At 35.0% G+C, this 19,727-nt stretch carries 16 protein-coding genes; 12 read left to right on the plus strand and 4 right to left on the minus strand.

Translation table 11 applies throughout. The features are described 5' to 3' along the window. Nucleotides 1-315 precede the first annotated feature (315 nt). The 3 genes from phoR to Q4496_RS06480 all read right to left on the minus strand — a co-directional run bounded on the left by phoR (nt 316) and on the right by Q4496_RS06480 (nt 3,378). Nucleotides 316-1,356 carry a phosphate regulon sensor histidine kinase PhoR gene (gene phoR, locus Q4496_RS06470; protein WP_215971278.1) on the minus strand — a complete coding sequence of 347 codons (1,041 nt, stop codon included), beginning with the start codon at nt 1,354-1,356 and terminating at the stop codon, nt 316-318. A gap of 50 nt (nt 1,357-1,406) precedes the next feature. Beyond that, nucleotides 1,407-2,114 (minus strand): phosphate regulon transcriptional regulator PhoB, encoded by a 708-nt coding sequence (phoB, locus tag Q4496_RS06475; protein ID WP_215971279.1) that lies wholly within the window; start codon nt 2,112-2,114, stop codon nt 1,407-1,409. Between the two features lie 340 nt (nt 2,115-2,454). Continuing rightward, nucleotides 2,455-3,378, minus strand: coding sequence for a porin (locus Q4496_RS06480; protein WP_215971280.1), 924 nt, complete (start codon nt 3,376-3,378; stop codon nt 2,455-2,457). 255 nt (nt 3,379-3,633) lie between these two features. Between Q4496_RS06480 and Q4496_RS06485 the strand changes: the two genes are divergently transcribed. From Q4496_RS06485 to Q4496_RS06515, 7 genes are all read left to right on the plus strand, one after another. Beyond that, nucleotides 3,634-5,379, plus strand: coding sequence for a HAMP domain-containing sensor histidine kinase (locus Q4496_RS06485; protein WP_215971281.1), 1,746 nt, complete (start codon nt 3,634-3,636; stop codon nt 5,377-5,379). A gap of 170 nt (nt 5,380-5,549) precedes the next feature. Next, nucleotides 5,550-6,473 carry a recombination-associated protein RdgC gene (rdgC, locus tag Q4496_RS06490; RefSeq protein WP_215971282.1) on the plus strand — a complete coding sequence of 308 codons (924 nt, stop codon included), beginning with the start codon at nt 5,550-5,552 and terminating at the stop codon, nt 6,471-6,473. A 41-nt stretch (nt 6,474-6,514) separates the two neighbouring features. Then, on the plus strand, nt 6,515-7,693 hold the full coding sequence (locus Q4496_RS06495; RefSeq protein WP_303610116.1) for a phosphoglycerate kinase: 1,179 nt from the start codon (nt 6,515-6,517) through the stop codon (nt 7,691-7,693). Nucleotides 7,694-7,896: 203 nt separating this feature from the next. Beyond that, nucleotides 7,897-8,802 (plus strand): fructose bisphosphate aldolase, encoded by a 906-nt coding sequence (locus Q4496_RS06500; RefSeq protein ID WP_252727308.1) that lies wholly within the window; start codon nt 7,897-7,899, stop codon nt 8,800-8,802. A 298-nt stretch (nt 8,803-9,100) separates the two neighbouring features. Beyond that, nucleotides 9,101-10,165: a class II fructose-bisphosphate aldolase gene (gene fba, locus Q4496_RS06505; RefSeq protein ID WP_215971284.1), complete on the plus strand. Its 1,065-nt coding sequence runs from the start codon at nt 9,101-9,103 to the stop codon at nt 10,163-10,165. Between the two features lie 386 nt (nt 10,166-10,551). After that, a complete protein-coding gene (locus Q4496_RS06510) occupies nt 10,552-11,412 on the plus strand; it encodes a YdiY family protein (RefSeq protein ID WP_215971285.1) in 861 nt (286 codons plus the stop codon). An 87-nt stretch (nt 11,413-11,499) separates the two neighbouring features. Beyond that, nucleotides 11,500-12,282, plus strand: a complete 783-nt coding sequence (locus Q4496_RS06515) for a YdiY family protein (RefSeq protein WP_215971286.1) — start codon at nt 11,500-11,502, stop codon at nt 12,280-12,282. A 397-nt stretch (nt 12,283-12,679) separates the two neighbouring features. Here Q4496_RS06515 and Q4496_RS06520 read toward each other — a convergent pair whose 3' ends face one another. Beyond that, complete coding sequence (locus Q4496_RS06520) at nt 12,680-14,269, minus strand: isocitrate lyase (RefSeq protein ID WP_215971287.1); 1,590 nt, start codon at nt 14,267-14,269, stop codon at nt 12,680-12,682. A gap of 340 nt (nt 14,270-14,609) precedes the next feature. Here Q4496_RS06520 and Q4496_RS06525 point away from each other — a divergent pair, with 340 nt between their 5' ends. From Q4496_RS06525 to Q4496_RS06545, 5 genes are all read left to right on the plus strand, one after another. Continuing rightward, nucleotides 14,610-15,551, plus strand: a complete 942-nt coding sequence (locus Q4496_RS06525) for a LysR family transcriptional regulator (RefSeq protein WP_215971288.1) — start codon at nt 14,610-14,612, stop codon at nt 15,549-15,551. Nucleotides 15,552-15,664: 113 nt separating this feature from the next. Continuing rightward, nucleotides 15,665-16,039: a CidA/LrgA family protein gene (locus tag Q4496_RS06530; RefSeq protein WP_215971289.1), complete on the plus strand. Its 375-nt coding sequence runs from the start codon at nt 15,665-15,667 to the stop codon at nt 16,037-16,039. A gap of 1 nt (nt 16,040) precedes the next feature. Beyond that, on the plus strand, nt 16,041-16,751 hold the full coding sequence (locus Q4496_RS06535) for an LrgB family protein (RefSeq protein WP_303610117.1): 711 nt from the start codon (nt 16,041-16,043) through the stop codon (nt 16,749-16,751). 182 nt (nt 16,752-16,933) lie between these two features. Further along, entirely contained in the window at nt 16,934-19,108 is a 2,175-nt protein-coding gene (locus tag Q4496_RS06540; RefSeq protein WP_215971291.1) for a malate synthase G, read from the plus strand. A 234-nt stretch (nt 19,109-19,342) separates the two neighbouring features. Beyond that, nucleotides 19,343-19,618 (plus strand): hypothetical protein, encoded by a 276-nt coding sequence (locus Q4496_RS06545; RefSeq protein ID WP_215971292.1) that lies wholly within the window; start codon nt 19,343-19,345, stop codon nt 19,616-19,618. The last annotated feature ends 109 nt before the right edge of the window (nt 19,619-19,727 follow it).

A 19,727-nucleotide genomic window follows, 5' to 3' on the forward strand; every position in this document is an offset into this window, starting at 1 on the left:
GTTTTCTATATGGGCGTTTTTGTAGAGGCGTTTGTAGGGGCGACTTCAGTCGCCTGTTCACAATACACATCAATAACGCTGTATTATGTTATTCTCATTATTAGGCGAATAAATTCGCCTCTACGATAATTATATTCAACTCCTTCGTAGGGTTTATTCTTTATCGGACGAATAAATTCGCCCCTACGGTGATGATAATTAATTCTTTCGTTGGACGTTTTTGTAGGGGCGTTTGTAGGGGCGACTTCAGTCGCCTGAGCAGGATATACAAGGTGTATTTTAAAAAGCAGTTGTTACTCTTTAAATTTAAACTAACTAATGGGTTGAACTTTCATCAAAATAAATAGAGAACTCGCTGCCCTCTCCCCATTTGCTGGTAATCACTAATTCAGCTTTATGGTGAAGTAATACATGTTTAACTATTGCTAACCCTAGTCCTGAGCCTCCGGTATCGCGAGAGCGAGACTTATCAATACGATAAAAACGTTCTGTTAATCGATTTAATTGTTCAGATTTAATACCATCGCCATTATCTTTGACGCTAAATATCATTTTATCGCCATTTTTTTGCCAACTAATTTCAATAGTGCCGTGAGGTTGAGTATAAGCAATGGCATTAGAAATTAAATTGGTACACGCACTTTTCAATTCAGTTTCAATACCATAAATACCGATACCATGGGTAATATTAGTACGAATTTCATGCTGTTTTATTTGATTTAGCCACTTTGCATCTTCAACAAGATTTTCGATAAGGCTTGGCATATCAACAGGCTTCATCGCATCATCATCACGATTATTTTCTACTTTAGACAAACTCAGTAATTGTTCAACCAAGCGCTCCATTCGAGATACCTGCCCCTCAATGGTACAAAATACTTTTTGCCAATGGGAGTCTAACGCATATTCAGTTTCCTGAATCATTTCAACGTAACCACGAACAACCGTGAGTGGCGTTTTAAGTTCATGAGACACATTAGCTACAAACTCGCGTCGCATTTTTTTCATACGGTGATATTTAGCAATAGCACGAGACATTAAAAAAACACGTTCCCCACCAAAAGACATTACTGATATTTCAAGTTGTAGCTCATCATTAATAGGTGAAGTAATTAAACAAGGTGATTCAAAATTATCTTGGGATAAATATTCTGACAATACAGGATCAATAAGTAACTGCTCAATATGCTTACCAATGTCATCAGGAAAATTAACACCCAGTAAACGCTGTGCCTTTTTATTACCCGAAACAATTAATAAATCGTTAGATAAGATAAGCGCTGCATCAGGTAAAGCCTCTATTCCTGAGTGAAAACGAAAGTCTGACTTATCTTCAATATTTAAATGAGTTTGCATTATTTATACTTGCTATGTTGGTTATTAATCATATTGTTTGACAACAATATTTAGTTTTTAGACTTTTGGACTGTTTTACCCGAAAAGCGGTAACCTGCACCACGGACAGTTTGAATAAAATCTTCATGGCCCGCGCCTGAAATAGCTTTTCTTAAACGTCGGATATGAACATCAACGGTTCTATCTTCAACATAAACATTGGTTCCCCAGACATTATCCAGCAGTTGTTCGCGTGAATAAACACGTTCTGTATGAGTCATAAAGAAATGCAATAATCGAAACTCTGTTGGTCCCAAATCTAAGGCATCTTCATTGATAGTGACATGATGAGATACAGGATCTAACTTTAAACCATGAAACTCTACTTTTTCAGCTAGTAATGTCGGAGACACACGTCTAATTACGGCTTTAATACGGGCAATCAATTCTTTAGGTGAAAAAGGTTTAGTAACATAGTCATCAACACCTGCATCAAGGCCTTTCACTTTATCATCTTCATCAGCACGAGCGGTCAGCATGATAATAGGAATATTACGACTATATTCTCCTTGTTTTAATTCTTTAGCTAACTTGACACCACTTCCGCCAGGTAACATCCAATCAAGTAAAATTAGATCAGGGTATGGCTCAACAATTTTTTCTTTCGCTTCTTTTATATCAACAGCTTCGACCGAGTTAAAACCATTTTGTTCTAAAACAAAGGTGATCATTTCCCTGATTGGAGTTTCATCTTCAACAACTAAAATGTAACCACTCATACATATACCTTAAAATATATTTACGTCACGTAATTTTCAATGTTGCTATTATGCACAACAAAAATGACACTTTTGTGACAATAAACTAAGTGAAATACTTAATTACTTACCTTAAGTAACCACTTAGTACGTTTTATCTACTTAAATACTCACTTAAAAAACAAAAAAAGCCGCAATGCGACTTTTTTATGAAAAACTACTGTAAATATCCATCCGTTAATGACTGTTCATGCATAATGTTAATATCTTATCAAACGGTCATGACTCCCTAAAAGAATATCCCCCTGATAACTTACACACGCCCTCTAAAATACAACGCTAATCTTATATAAAGTTGACATTAAAAGTCATATTGAATACCCACACCTAAATAATCAGCATCCTGATTTTCAGTTTTCAGCTCAAACCTTGTATAAAAAGCATAAAGTTTCGTATTACTTGCTAGCTTATAATCAATGCCAGCAGTTAGGCCAGAATTCTTCTCACTCCCTTTATAATCAGCCATCTGATATTGACCTTTAAGCGTTGAAGCACCAATAGTATATTTAGCTGAAATCATCACGCCATCCATTTCAGCACCGGTATCAATATCCTCTTGATTTTGAATTACCAACCCTACAATAACATCTGAAATTTTAGTTTGTACCGTCGCTCTGAACGTATCAAAACCTTTAACCTCAGCGTCATAAGCGATTGCTGCATATAGCTGAGATTTTTTCAGGTTTTTATCACCATAAAAAGCTCCGATAGATAGTGCGTCTTCACTATCTACTGAATCCTCCAACATATAGGTTACACCTAATTGGAAACCATTAAATTTAGGGGACTTATAAGTAACAGTATCACTCAAACGATTTTCACCCGCCCAAAGTGTTTTAATATCACCATTTAAGTCACTAAATAAATCAGTTTTACCTTGAGATTGTTTCAATATAGAATCGTTTTTACCAAGTAACACTTCACCAAAAGAGCCTTTTAAACCGATAAACTGATTACGTGCAGTAAAAGTATCATCGGCATCACCATCAATATCTATCTGAAACTCAGCTTGATAGACAACTTCTAGGTCGTCATTCAAATCATGACTACCTTTAAAACCTATACGAGAAGCATTACTTTTAAGTTCGCTATAGCGGCCTTCACCATCATCAGAAGATTGTACTGAGACATTTGCTCGACCATAAATATCAACATTAGCGGCATAAGCCGAGCTGATACCAACTGAACACAACATTAAGCCAAGGGTACTTCTTATTAATTTCATCTATATGCCTTTTCAGCCTAAAAAAGATTCCTGTCTTTTTAGGCTATATATCTATCATTTTTATTACATAATATGACATTATAAGGCCACAATCACTTTATATTACAAAAATATGACAAGATAATTCACTAACCTAATTTAGATAACCTCGGTAACTTCAACCAAATTCATAATATTTATGTAAAAAACTTTATCCTTTCAATAAAAGTCGTTAAAGTCATTAATATGACAATCTAACAAATGAAATAAAATTATATGAAAGTTAAGAGCCTATCTCGAAAATTGCTAACCAGAGTGCTCTCCTTTTACTTTATATTAACAGTGGGTGTTACAGGCATTCAAATTATTGCCGAGTATTTTAACACTAAAAATCATATCAATAGTGAGCTGCTTACCTTAGAGAAAACCATTAGTGGTAGCTTGACCCGAGCCGTTTGGGAATTAAACAATCAACAAGTTATTGATATTTCAGAAGGGCTTGTTGCCATTCCTATGATTAAAGGGATTACAGTTACTGATGAATCAAACAATATAATTACCCAATTAGGCGAAGTTATTTCTCCTGAAAAATCCAGTATTCGTAATATGGCATTAGATGATGCCTCTGAAGGCATAAGTTCGGTTACCGAAGGCTTATTTGGTCACTCATTTCCTCTTGTGTTCGAATTTTCTGGCCGAACAACCTCTGTAGGCCGTGTTACCTTATTATCTAGCAACGCTGTAATATTTAGCCGAATTGAAGTTGGCCTCTATTTTCTTATTGGTAATGCTATTGTTAAAACGGCATTTCTAGTATTTCTATTCACCTTGGCCTTTAATAAGCTATTAACCACGCCGCTGAAAGAGTTAACACGACAAATTAGCCAGATAGACTTAGATGATCCTGAAGCCTCTAAACTTCATTCAATGAATTATGAAAAAAATGAATTAAATGTGCTTGAGGATGCCTACAACAATTTAATCAATGAACTAGTAGAATTCAAAGAGAAGTTAGCACAATCCCAATTAGAAACAGATAAAGCTAAAGAACAAATTGACGAAAACAATCTTTTACTTGAACAAGAAGTTGCCAGAAAAACATCTTCATTAAGCAGCACTATGCTAAAAATGGAAGTGCAGCAAAAAGAGTTACGAGAGCAAAAGAAAACCTTACAAGAAGAAAACCTACGTCACAGCAAAACAGAAAAAACACTAACAACCACGAATAAAGATTTAATTCATTCAATTAAGGAATTAAATAAAGCTAAAGAAAGATTATTAGAAGCGGAGAAAATGGCATCACTTGGTGAGCTTTCCGCCGAAATATCTCATGAAGTAATCACACCTATTGGTATTAGTATTACCTCTTCAAGTTACTTATCTGAGCAAATATCTCATTTACAACAGAGCCTAGATGAAAACAAAATATCAAGAAAAAGTATCGAAAGCTTTATCCAAAATGCTTTAAATAGTACCAAACTATTAAATAACAACCTTCATAGAGCCTCTGAATTAGTCACAAGCTTTAAACATATAGCTACCGATCAAACGAGAGACAAAATTCGTTTAATAAATGTTTCTAATTATATTGATGAAATTATCCAATCTATACACCCTAAATTGAAGAAAACGAGTCATTCCATTAAAGTAGATTGTGATGAGAATATTGACATATGTAGTCATCCTGGCGCTATTGCCCAAATACTAATCAACTTAATAATTAACTCTATCATTCATGGTTTTGAGCAAATCAACCGTGGACAAATAACTATTGATGTGAAGTATTATCATCATAAATTACTAATTGACTATAAAGATAATGGGCATGGCCTTAGCGAAGAAACCAAGGAAAAATTATTTGATGCATTTTATACAACAAAATCGAATAAAGGCGGAACAGGATTAGGAACTCATATTATTAAAAACTTAGTAACAGATACCTTAAATGGCACAATTACCGCGCATAGTGAAATAAATAAAGGCCTGAGTTACCATATAGAAATACCAGATATGCGTACATAACCGACACTTACCTCACTTAGCTGCCAGTGAAAATATAATTTTTAAACTTGCTTAGACATAAGTTTTATTGAATGCTAATGATCCACTGCTTTTTTTCAGGTAATATGGCTTTTTTAAAAATCAGCCTCACTCCGTATACATTAGGTGAGCACCCAAGCTAGGATCCTTTTATGTGGTTTAAGAACCTATATTTTTTCGCCTTTACTCGTCCATTTGAACATTCAGAGGAAGATTTAGAAAAACACCTGAGTGAACACCTTTTCACTCCTTGTGGCTCAACAGAAGTATCACACTTTGGCTGGGTGAATGCCTTAGGAAAACATGGTGATACCAGTGTACATAGTGCGAATGGAAATTTTTTAATATGTGCACGAAAAGAAGAAAAGATATTACCTGCCCCTGTGATCAAAGATATGATAGAAGAAAAAGTCGCTTTGCTTGAGCAGGAGCAAGGTCGCGGGGCAACAAAAAAAGAAAAAGAACAATTTAAAGAAGATATTGTTTTCGAATTATTACCTCGCGCTTTTTCTCGTATTTCAGATACTCACGCCTACATTAGCCCTAAAGATAACATTATCGTTATTAATGCAAGTGCTCGCGGTAAAGCAGAAGATTTACTTGCCTTACTCCGTAAAGTATTAGGCACACTACCTGTCACTACATTAGAGCCGGACGTCCAAGCTGACGAAACAATGACAGATTGGTTGGTAAAAAAAGATTTAGGCCCTAAGTTTCAATTAGGTATGGAAGCTGAATTTAATGCACTAGGTGACGATGGTGCTGTCATCAGAGTAAAAAATCAAGATTTAGACAGCGACGAAATAAAGTCTCACTTAGATGCTGATAAATATATGGTAAAAGTGGCTCTTGAATGGGATGAATCATTATCATTTATACTTTGTGATGATTTATCTATTAAACGTATAAAGTTTTTTGACGTGATTCAAGAACAAAATGACGATATCGACAGCGATGATATTGTTGCTAAGCTTGACGCAGACTTTTCACTAATGGCAGGAGAATTAAATCGATTCATTCACGATTTACTTGCAGAATTTTCATTGAAAACAACAGACTTATTAGAGAACGACTAACTTGTGTTAGTTAACAAGATTATTATTTATTTGGAGTAGAAATGACAATTATCAAAATGGCAGATGTGGAACTTACAGATAAACGCGTTTTAATACGTGAAGATTTGAACGTGCCGGTTCAAGATGGAGTAATTACCTCTGATGCTCGTTTACAAGCCGCATTACCAACAATAATTCAGGCCTTAGAGGCAGGCGCTAAAGTGATGGTTATGTCACACCTTGGCCGACCTACTGAAGGAGAGTTTGAAGATGAATACTCACTTAAACCTGTTGCTGACTATTTAGCTGGTGCTATTAACTACCCTGTGCGCTTGGTAAAAGATTATTTATCAGGCGTTGATGTAGCATCAGGAGAACTTGTTATTTTTGAAAATGTTCGTTTTAATAAAGGCGAAAAAGAAAATGATGACGTTCTCGCTAAACAATTAGCAAACCTTTGTGATGTATTTGTAATGGATGCTTTTGGTACAGCACATCGTGCGCAAGCAAGTACTCATGGTGTTGCTAAATATGCTCCTATTGCTTGTGGAGGTCCATTATTAGTTAATGAATTAGCTGCCTTAGCTAAAGCTATTGACAACCCTGCTCGCCCATTGGTTGCGATTGTAGGTGGTTCAAAAGTATCAACTAAATTAACTGTCTTAGATGCGTTATCGAAAATCGCCGACACAATAGTTGTTGGTGGCGGTATTTCAAATACATTTGTTGCTGCTGCGGGCAAAGAAGTAGGTAAATCACTATATGAACCTGACTTAATTCCTGAGGCTCAACGCCTTTGTAAGCAAACAGAAATTGTATTTGCTGATGATGTAACCGTTACTCGTGATGGTTTTAGCGATTGGAAACATGATTCAGTAACAGAAATAAAATCATCATCAGACGTTGATGCACAAGATGATATTATCGATTACGGCCCAGCAACTTCAGCTAAAGTTGCTGAAATAATAAAAACAGCCGGTACTATTTTATGGAATGGTCCTGTTGGCGTATTTGAAATTGATGCATTTGCTAAAGGTACAGAAGTTATTTCTAACGCGATAGCTGATAGCTTTGCTTTTTCAATTGCAGGTGGCGGTGACACATTAGCCGCTGTAGATAAATATAATATTAAAGATAGAGTTTCTTATATTTCTACTGGTGGTGGTGCCTTTTTAGAGTTTTTAGAAGGCAAAAAATTACCAGCTGTAGAAATTCTAGAACAAAGAGCTAAAGAGCAATAGACATTTTCAAGTAGCGAACTTCCACACAGTTTATTTACAGTGAAGTTTGCTACTTGTATTCATTCTTTAACAATTAAGCCTAATTTTTAAAGAATGAATACAATCAACTATACTCAACAGTCTATACAAAAAATGAGTAAGTTAACGCACCCCAACTAACAGAGCTTAAAGCAAAATGAAGCTCAAACCTGAAGGAGAATTATATGGCTTTAAATGCTTCAAGTATGGCATCAATGCTTACAAAGGTTATCACAGAACATGGATTTATCGCCGCGCTTGATCAAAGTGGCGGTAGTACACCAAAAGCTTTAGCTTTATACGGCATAGAGGAAAATGAATTCTCTAATGATGAACAAATGTATGACTTAGTGCATAAAATGCGCACTCGTATCGTCACTAACCCTGCTTTTACCGGAACACGTATTTTGGGCGCTATATTATTCGAAAATACGTTAGATAGAGAGTTTTCAGGTAAGCCTTCAGCGCAATACTTGTGGGAAGAAAAACAAGTTGTTCCTTTTCTAAAAGTAGATAAAGGACTTTGTGAAGAGAAAAATGATGTGCAGTTAATGAAAGCCATGCCAGAGCTAGATTCATTACTGGATAAAGCGGTTTCTCAAGGGGTGTTTGGAACAAAAATGCGCTCTGTTATTAAATTAGCTAACCAACAAGGCATTAATGATGTTGTTGCCCAACAGTTTGAGATTGCAAAACAAATATTAGCAAAAGGCCTAACTCCAATAATAGAGCCTGAAATTGATATTAACAGCCCTGAAAAATCATCAGCCGAAGCGTTACTTAAATCAGCATTACTTAACCAACTAGATAAGTTACCTGACGATAAAAAAGTCATGCTCAAATTAACATTACCTAACACCGACAATTTTTATGATAGCTGTATTAACCATAAAAACACCATTAAAGTAGTTGCATTATCAGGTGGTTATGATCGAGAACAAGCCAATAAGAAAGTTGCCGCTAATCCTAAAATGATCGCAAGCTTTTCTCGTGCGTTAACGCAAGGCCTTAGTGCTAAGCAATCAGAAGAAGAATTTACAGCAATATTAAATACCGCCATAGAAAGTATTTATAACGCTTCAAAAACCTAATATAACTCTTCATAAGTCCAAGTAAGTTAACCCTATCTAACGGTATGGTTAACTTTCATACTTATTAATAACAATCAGCTAATATCACTTATTTTTCAACTACTTTTCTAGTAAATTTCTAGCATCAACCCCGTATTTTCAGTCAAACCATCAAAACAACAACTTTTACTGCCTGAACAGTATAAATACTGTTATAATTTATTGATAAACACTGTTTGTTATAAAAATAATGATTCATAAACAGAAAAAAAACACCTTCACATTCAAAAATTTAATTGGCTAATATTAGGAGTAATCAATGGCTTTAATTTCAATGCGTCAAATGCTAGATCATGCAGCTGAATTCAACTATGGCATTCCTGCGTTTAATGTAAATAATTTAGAGCAAGTGCGCGCAATCATGATTGCAGCAGACAAAACGGATAGCCCTGTAATTCTTCAAGGATCAGCAGGCGCACGCAAATATGCTGGAGCCCCCTTTTTACGACACTTAATTTTAGCTGCTATTGAAGAGTTTCCTCATATTCCAGTAGTAATGCATCAAGATCATGGAACATCGCCGAGTGTTTGCCAACGTTCTATTCAATTAGGTTTTTCATCCGTAATGATGGATGGCTCTTTAATGGATGACGGTAAAACACCAAGCAGTTATGAATATAATATTGATGTAACACGTAGAACTGTTGAAATGGCACATGCTTGTGGTGTCTCTGTTGAAGGTGAACTAGGTTGTTTAGGTTCATTAGAAACCGGTGAAGCTGGTGAAGAAGATGGCATTGGTGCAGTAGGTAAGTTAACCCTTGAACAAATGTTAACAGATCCTGAAGAAGCGGCTGATTTTGTGCAAAAAACGCAAGTCGATGCTTTAGCTATCGCCTGCGGTACATCACATGGTGCATACAAATTTACTCGCCCACCCACAGGTGACATTCTAGCAATTGATCGCATCAAAGCTATTCATACCCGTATTCCTAATACACATTTAGTAATGCATGGCTCATCTTCTGTACCACAAGAATGGTTAGCTATAATTAATGAATATGGCGGTAATATTCCGGAAACTTATGGCGTACCTGTTGAACAAATTCAAGAAGGTATTAAAAACGGCGTACGTAAAGTTAATATAGATACTGATTTACGATTAGCCTCAACGGGCGCAACTCGACGCTTTTTAGCACATAACCCAAGTGAATTTGATCCACGTAAATTTTTAGCCGAAACAACCAAAGCAATGTCTGATATCTGTGTTGCTCGTTATGAAGCATTTAATACAGCCGGTAATGCAAGTAAAATAAAACCTATCAGCCTTGATAGCATGTTTGATTTATACCAAGCTGGTAAGTTAAACGCAATAATCAAGTAAGACAAATTAGCCTAGAATTTATAATAATGAGGTTCTAGGCTAATAAATCATTTATTTAAAGGGTTTTGGCCCTTTTTTACCTACAAAATTAATTTATTCAAATAGTTAATCATAAACATCATGCTTATTATAAAAATCACTTACCTGATGACAAGAGCGTTAATTGACTAACCTATTAACAATAAACTCAATCAAATTGCTATTAAACATCAAATCCTACTTTAAAATAATCAAAACTGCTTTATAATGAACTCTTTTAAAGTTTTGATTTAGCTCTAGCCGCAGTTATACCCGTCTACATGTTTGCTTATAAATCTACTTTTAATTGGTTCTAAGATGCTTCATACGACTTAGATATAATATTTCAAACTAAAAAAGATCTTAACATGCCTCGTTTACTCATTGTGATATCATTTTTGTATTTATCTGTTAGTACTTATGCACAAGGAAGTAATTTTCAAAAAACAAATCCTGACACATCAAGTGCAACAGCAGCTGACATTTTATTTAGTCTAGAAACTCCTGATACCACTACCAACATTAGAACGCCGCCAATTTTTACTGGCTCAATTGAACTTGGCTTCCTCTACAAAACGGGAAATACTAATAGTGGTGATGTAAAAACAGGCTTAGATTTTCGTTTTGAAAAAAGCGCCTGGTTAAGTTTATTAAATATCGACTTATTATTAAAGAAGGCAGATGTTGTCTATGATGATGGTGATACACACTTTGAAACGACCGATCACAAATGGACTGTATCTTCACAAACAAACTATAACTTAGATAATAAAGAACAAAATTATGTCTATGGCAACATTTGGTATGAAGAGAATGAATTCAGTAGCTTTGATTATCAAAGCTCGATATCAACTGGCTGGGGACGTCACTGGTATAGAAGTAACGAGGCTTCTCTTTGGGGAGATATAGGCCCTGGCTATAAACGCGATTTATACAAAGAAACTGATACCGATGAGCAATTAACGGCAGATACTTTTATCGTTCAACTTCAAGCGTTATATATAAGAAAAATTGGCGATCATATTGAATTTAAAGAATATTTAAGTGCTAAACAAGCACTTGATACCGATGAAAACAGTATTTATAAGTCAGAGACAATAATCACAACAAAACTAATTTCTACGCTGCAATTAAAATTCACAGTTACCTTAGGCTACAACACCAAGGTAGATGAAGAGCAAAAGAATTTTGATACTCAAACAGCTGCCACACTCGTCTATAGTTTTTAATATTATAAAAAATCAAACAAATTAACACATAATTAAAAGCGGTTTTTATATCCGCAAGAATGACTCAACTTTGAAAAGGAAACAGCAATGAATCATAAATTAGCACTTTCAACCCTATGTATATTACCACTACTGTCATACACAGCAGCGGCAGAAGATGCAGCTGAAGCAAAATCACCTTATACAGCATCAGCTGAATTAGGTTTTTTATATAAAACAGGTAATACTAAAAGCGCTGATGTTAAAGCCGCTTTTAACCTTGGTTACGAGCAAGATAAATGGCGCTCTACACTTGCCTTCAATATTCTAGCTAAAAAAATTGAAACAGAAGATGATGAAGGTAATGAAGAATTTGAAACTACTGATAATAAATGGGATGTTTTAGGTCAAACTAATTACACCATTGGTGAAGAAGGTAAAAACTACCTTTACGGAAACCTTGCATATCAACAAGATAAATTTAGTGGTTATGAGTCACAAGGCTCTTTTTCTGCTGGTTGGGGTCGTCATTGGTTTGAAAACAAAACCTCATCATTTTTTGCTGATATTGGTCCAGGTATAAAATATGATGTAACTCGTGCAACAGATACACAAGCCTCAGAGAGCAACACTAACTTTATTATTCAAGCACAAGCGCTTTACACACATAAATTCAATGAACATGTTCAATTTAAGCAATATTTTGTTGCTAGACAAGCAACAGAATCGGGTGAAAATAGTGTTTATAAATCTGAAAGCTCTATTACTGCTCAGCTAATTGATGCACTACAGTTGAAATTTGCTATTCGCGTTGATTATGACAGTGAAGTTCAACCTGAGTTTGAAAAAACGAACACTGAAACATCAATGACGTTAATTTACAACTTCTAACCACTATATGGTTTTAGTAAGTTAACACTTCATTACTACAGTTACTATTGTTTACAGAATCAAACAATAGTAACTGTATAATATTAACTCGTTAAAATTCTCATATCCCCTCTCCCGCTCTATCCTTTTCATAAATACGTATGAATAAGTTAATCAGTTTAACTATAAACAACTAATAGGTTTTTTTAGTAATTATAACAACTAGTTATTGAAATAAACGCTTTGTACTTGGCCATTTTTTCTACGTGTAAAATTGTTCACTTAATTAATGAAACTGGTATTATCAGCAATCACCAGACAATATCCTAGTATTACGCCTGCTATCATGGCAGTACCTAAATTACAGGCACAAAAAAACGACCCGAAGATCGCTTTTTTAGAATTAACATATTAGTGATTAGTTAAATTGGTTAGATGTATTTTTCGCACCACCGGCTTTAAGTGCATTCTCACCAGCAAAGTATTCTTTATGGTCATCACCCATATCAGAACCAGACATGTTTTGATGTTTAACACAGGCAATACCTTGGCGAATCTCTTCACGTTGAACGTTTTTAACATAACCTAGCATACCTTGCTCACCGAAGTACTCTTTGGCTAAGTTATCTACAGATAATGCCGTTGTATGGTAAGTAGGTAGCGTGATTAAGTGATGGAAAACATTCGCTTCACGTGCTGTATCAGCTTGGAAAGTACGAGTACGTTCATCAGCGATAGCTGATAGTTCAGTATTATCATATTCCGCACTCATTAAGTTAGCACGATCATAAGCAGAAACGTCTTTACCTTCTTCAACCATTGTATCGTAAGTCTGTTGACGGAAGTTAAGCGTCCAGTTAAAAGATGGCGAGTTATTATATACAAGTTTCGCATCTGGATGAACTTTACGAACGTCATCCATCATTCCCGCAATTTCGTGTACAGTAGGTACTGCCGTTTCAATCCAAAGTAAATCAGCACCTGCATTAAGTGCACCAATACAATCGAATACACAACGTTCATGGCCTGTACCAGGACGGAATTGATATAAACCAGAAGGTAAACGCTTAGGTCGAACTAATTTACCATCACGGTTAAAGCAAACATCACCTTCAGCCATATCAGCTACATCGATTTCTTCAACATCTAAGAAAGAGTTATAAATATCACCTGAATCACCTGGCTCTTTAACAACAGCAATTTCTTTAGTAAGACCCGCACCTTCTGAGTCAGTACGAGCAACGATTATACCGTTATCGATACCTAGCTCTAAGAAAGCATGACGTAAGGCACGAATTTTCGCGTGGAAGTCAGCATGAGGTACAGTAACTTTACCATCTTGGTGACCACATTGCTTTTCATCCGCTACTTGGTTCTCAATTTGAAGTGCACAAGCGCCAGCTTCAATCATTTGCTTAGCCATTAAATAAGTCGCTTCCGCATTACCAAAACCAGCATCAATATCAGCAACAATTGGTACAACATGTGTTACATGGTTATCAATTTTGTCTTGAATAGCTGCTTTTTCACTTTCTGATGTTGCTGCATCTAACTCACGGAAAAGACCACCTAATTCACGAGCATCAGCTTGACGTAAGAATGTATAAAGCTCTTCAACTAAAGAAGCTACTGACGTTTTTTCATGCATAGATTGATCTGGAAGCGGACCAAATTCACTACGAAGTGCAGCAACCATCCAACCAGAAAGGTATAAATAACGACGATCTGTTTTGCCATCAAAATGTTTCTTGATAGAAATCATTTTTTGTTGACCAACAAAACCATGCCAGCAACCTAATGATTGTGTGTATTTAGTCTTGTCTGCATCAAATGCAGCCATATCAGCACGCATGATATCTGCAGTATACTGAGCAATCTCTAAACCAGTTTTAAATCTGTTTTGTGTTCTCATACGAGCTACTGATTCAGGATTAATAGGATCCCAAGATGAACCTGCTTTTTCTTTTATTGCTTTAACTGCTTCAATTGCACTTTGATAATTAGACATAATATTCTCCAATGGTCTTATTTACATGAATCTAAGTTATATAACTAAAATTAGGTTAGTGTAACTTGCTATGAAAGCAACCACACCGGACAACAAAAATAATAACCAACCATCCACTATTTATGAAATATATAATCACTATTACCACCATTCACACAAAAAATACAACATTCAAATTCTACATCAATAAAATTAAACCAATAAAATACAATGAATTAAAGCTTATTGAATATTAATTTTTATGACTTTTATATGAAATAATCACGATTTATTATTGAACAAGACCAAAAATTAGCTTATATTCATTTAAATTATGAATCACGAGAGAGCTATCAAACTGATGAATATTTCTAAAATTGATTTAAACTTACTAATTTATTTAGACGTACTACTTAGAGAAAAGAATGTAACTCGCGCTGCCGGTCAGCTTAATATTACTCAACCTGCAATGAGTAACGGCTTAAAAAGGTTAAGAACGCTATTCAATGATCCTATACTAGTACGTACTTCTGATGGAATGTCTCCAACTGAAAGAGCAAGAGCGCTAGCGCCAGCGATTAGAAAGATATTACTTGAATTAGAAAAAACGTTACAAGGCGAAGAAGAGTTTAATGAACAGCATAGTACCCGTGTATTTCGTATCATGGCCAGTGACTATGCAGCCTCTACTCTATTACCTAAATTGCTAAAGCTTCTTAATAAAGTAGCACCTAATGTCACTATTGATATTATGACACCTAGTGATGTTACCTTTCACGATGTTGAAGCAGGTAAAATTGATATGGCAATAAACCGTTTCGATGAACTACCTCAGTCTTTTCATCAAAAGTCGATATGGCGTGATTCCTTCTCTTGCTTAGTCAGTGCCGAAAACCCAATAGTTAGTAAATTCAACTTAAACTCTTACTTAGCGGCCAAACATGTTTGGGTATCAAAAACAGGTTTTGGTGTTGGGGTTGGAATGAATCCAAACGACGTACAAAAATTGGGTTGGGTTGATGAATCACTAGCAAGATTGGGTAAAAAGCGTGATATAAAGGTATTCACTCGAAACTATCATGTTGCAATGCAACTTGCTTTTGAAGATAACCTGATTGCTACCTTACCAACAAAAGCGGCTATGTTACATAAAAGCGATGCTAATTATATTATTGTTAAACCGCCGTTTGAAATACCAGATATGGAATTAAAAATGATATGGAGCCCTTTACTTCATCATGATGCAAGCCATGTGTGGTTCAGACATTTAGTCATAGAAGCCGCAAGATTAGTACAAATGTAACACTAATCTATTAATTAACTTAGAGCTTGCTTATTTAGCCAGCTCTAAGTTAATAATGAACTTAATAATGTTGGAATATACTCCCCAGCAGTTTTCTAATTAACTGAGTTAGAATGAAAAATATTATTTATACCATTATAGCTATTAGTATTTGCTTAATATCTGGCAGAATGCTTTACAGTGTTATTGGCGGTTTACCAGCAAGTTTATATGGTATGGTACTCTATTGCATACTATTACAGTTAGGTTGGTTTAACCCAGATAAAGTTCAGCAAGCCAATCAGTGGGGAATAAAGCATATGGGTATATGTTTTATTCCTGCAGCTGTTGGGATAATTAATCATTTTGAATTATTTCAAAAACATGGCTACTCGATAGTCGCAATAATTCTTGTGACTACCTTTATATTAATAAGCTTCGTTGGTATTTTAGTTGAAAAATATTTAACAACAAAATCAAAACCAGCTGCAGATGTAAAGGATTATTAATATGTCATTTGACAACATAAATCTAATCGATGCATTAATACTTACCTTGATGACGTTAGCACTTTATCAAAGTATTTCTTGGGCTCAACAAAAATGGCAATTAATTTGGTTAAATCCAATGCTATTCTCTACTATTGTCATCATACCTTACTTACTAGTTAATAATATTGATTACCCTAGCTATCGTGATTCCACACAAGTACTAAACGCTTTATTAGAGCCTGCCACTGTTGCCTTAGGCTTCCCTTTATATCAGCAACTTCAGCATATAAAACGCTATTGGAAAGAGCTCATTGCAATACTTGCATTAGGTATATGTATTGTGATGATTATTAGCTTTTCCTTAACTATGTTATTAATTCATCAAACTGAAATTGCTATTGCGCTATCATTAAAATCAGTAACTACTCCCATAGGGATAACCTTAACAGAGCGCTTGCAAGGTGATAGCTCTATCACCGCTTTTGCTATTATGATCGCAGGTTTCTCAGGTGCTATTTTAGGTCCTATTTGGCTAAAATTTATTAACATACGAAGCGATATTGCTATAGGGCTGGCTATTGGTACTGGTAGTCATGTTATTGGCAGTATTATTCTCTCAAAAAACAACCTTAATCAAGGTGCATATAGCTCAGTAGCATTAATCATATCTGCATTATTAACCGCCTTAATAATACCGATAATGGTTCCTTTATTGTTACCACTTTTTTAAATGTAAAAATCACTATAAATAGATTTGAAAAATAAATAAAAATACATTCACAAAATGAATAATAGTTATAATAACACTGTGTTTGCTAGTCCATGCTATTAACAATAGGATAGAGTGATTAAACTCAATGTTACTAACACCACCTAAACAGATTAAATGTCACCAGAATAAGCGAGGAAAACATGACTCAAAACGTAAAATTATCAGGCTTAACAATAAATCAAGAATTATTTGATTTTATTGAACATGAAGCTTTACCAGATACAGGAGTATCTTCAACACAGTTTTGGCAAGATTTTGCTCAAATTATTAATGACTTGTCTGGTGACAATAAAAAATTACTGGTTAAGCGTGAAGCATTACAAGAAAAAATTGACCGTTGGCATCAAGATAACGTTGGCGAAAAATTTAACTTTGTAAATTACAAACAGTTTTTAACTGACATTGGTTATTTAGCTCCTGTTGTTGAAGATTTTTCGATCACTACAGAAAATGTTGATGCTGAGCTTGCTACAATTGCAGGGCCACAACTTGTTGTACCAATAATGAATGCTCGTTTTGCTTTAAATGCAGTAAATGCACGTTGGGGCAGCTTATATGATGCTTTATATGGTACCGATGTAATTAGTAACGATAATGGCGCAGAAAAAGCGGGGGCATATAACCCTGTTCGCGGCGCTAAAGTAATTAGTTACGCTAAAGATTTCTTAGATCAAGCAATTCCGCTAATTGATGGCAGCCATAAAGATGTCGTTGCTTACCACTTAAATGAACAACAATTAATGGTTAGCTTAAGTAATGGTCAACAAAGCTCATTACAAAATAATGATGCATTTATTGGCTTTACTGGCAGTATCAGTAAACCAAGTACCTTAGTATTTAAGCATAATAACTTACACCTTGAGTTAGTTTTTGATGCTAACAGTGAAATCGGTAAAGCAGATCCTTCAACATTAAGCGACGTGATTATTGAGTCAGCCTTAACAACAATTATGGATTGTGAAGACTCAGTTGCAGCAGTAGATGGCGAAGATAAAGTCATTGCTTATCGAAATTGGCTTGGTTTAATGAAGGGCAATTTAACGGAAAACATTACTAAAGGTGGTCAATCATTTACACGAAAAATGAATAGCGATAGACAATATCAATCGCTATCGGGTGATACAATCACACTTAAAGGGCGTAGCTTAATGTTTGTACGTAATGTTGGGCATTTAATGACAAATAACGCCATTATAGATGCACAAGGTAATGAAGTACCTGAAGGTATCTTAGATGCTATGATTACGTCATTAATCGCTTTACATGACATTAAAGGTAATGGCTCATTAAGTAATAGTAATGAAGGCTCTATTTACATAGTTAAGCCTAAGATGCACGGTCCTGAAGAAGTACAATTTGCCAATACATTATTTTCTCGTGTAGAAAAAGCTCTATTATTACCGCCAAATACCATAAAAATGGGTATTATGGATGAAGAAAGACGTACAAGTGTCAATTTAAAAAACTGTATCCATGCAGCTAAAGAACGAGTGGTATTTATCAACACTGGATTTTTAGATAGAACAGGTGATGAAATTCACACATCTATGGCTGCAGGTCCTATGGCACGTAAAGCCGATATAAAATTAACACCCTGGATAGGCGCTTATGAGAATAATAATGTAGATGTTGGGTTAGCCTGTGGTTTTAGCCAAAAAGCTCAAATAGGTAAAGGTATGTGGCCAATACCTGATCAAATGGCTAATATGGTTGCCACTAAGATTAACCATGTAGAAGCTGGTGCAAATACTGCTTGGGTGCCTTCACCAACAGCAGCTACATTACATGCACTACATTACCACCGTATAGATGTATTCTCGCTACAAAAAGATTTAATGCAACGTGAAAGTGCTAATTTAGATGACATTTTAACAATTCCATTAGCACAAGATACTAACTGGAGCATTGATGAGATTACTGAAGAGCTAGATAATAATGCCCAAGGCATATTAGGTTATGTAGTGCGTTGGATAGACCAAGGTATTGGCTGCTCTAAAGTACCAGATATTAATGACGTTGGTTTAATGGAAGACAGAGCAACGTTACGTATCTCTAGTCAACATATCGCTAACTGGCTTTACCACAAAATTTGCACGCCAGAACAAGTACAAGCAAGCTTAGAAAAAATGGCAAAGATTGTTGATAGTCAAAATGCAGGGGATCCAAGCTATCAGTCAATGAGTACTGACTTTACAAATAGTATTGCTTTTAAAGCAGCTTCAGCACTCGTTTTCCAAGGTGCTGAACAACCAAGCGGTTACACTGAGCCATTATTACACCAGTTTAGGTTAGATAAGAAGGCAAGTATGAAGTAGTTAATTTGTTAATGCGTTAAGTAATAATAGCCAGAAGTAAAACTCTGGCTATTATCGATATCAACAATACGACACGAATTAATAGGAACGAAGTAGCATAAATATTCTGATCTTAGCGATTAAAACACTTTATCCTACTAAATATACCGCTTACCTTATTAATATAGTATTTACCTTTGTAAAAAAATATAGTTATAATGTATCTTTAAATTTCTAAATTGGCGGGAGAACTATATGAAAACATTATTTTCACTATTATTGATTGTTTCAATCACAATAATTTCATGGTCAACATTTGCCAAAAGCAATTTAATACAAGTCAATACGCTTTATATTCAATCTTCATCAACGTCAGAGTCTATGGTATTAAAACCTTCATTATCGACTCGAACGGTTAACGAGAATATAGCTTTATCATCAAACAATAGTAAATATAAGAACAACGAGTTCTTTGAAATGACGATGATTTTTAATGAAAAGCTACAACAATTTATTTCATCTTTCAAATAATTGACTTAAAACTGTCGACTTAAGAATAGTCTACTTAAAATAAACACCTTCTGACTTACTTATCTACACAATACTCAAGCTACTACCATTCAAAACTAAATAGATAATG

Origin of the sequence: Colwellia sp. 5_MG-2023 (assembly GCF_030547795.1) — a bacterium.
In the GTDB taxonomy this organism is placed as follows: Bacteria; Pseudomonadota; Gammaproteobacteria; order Enterobacterales; family Alteromonadaceae; genus Colwellia.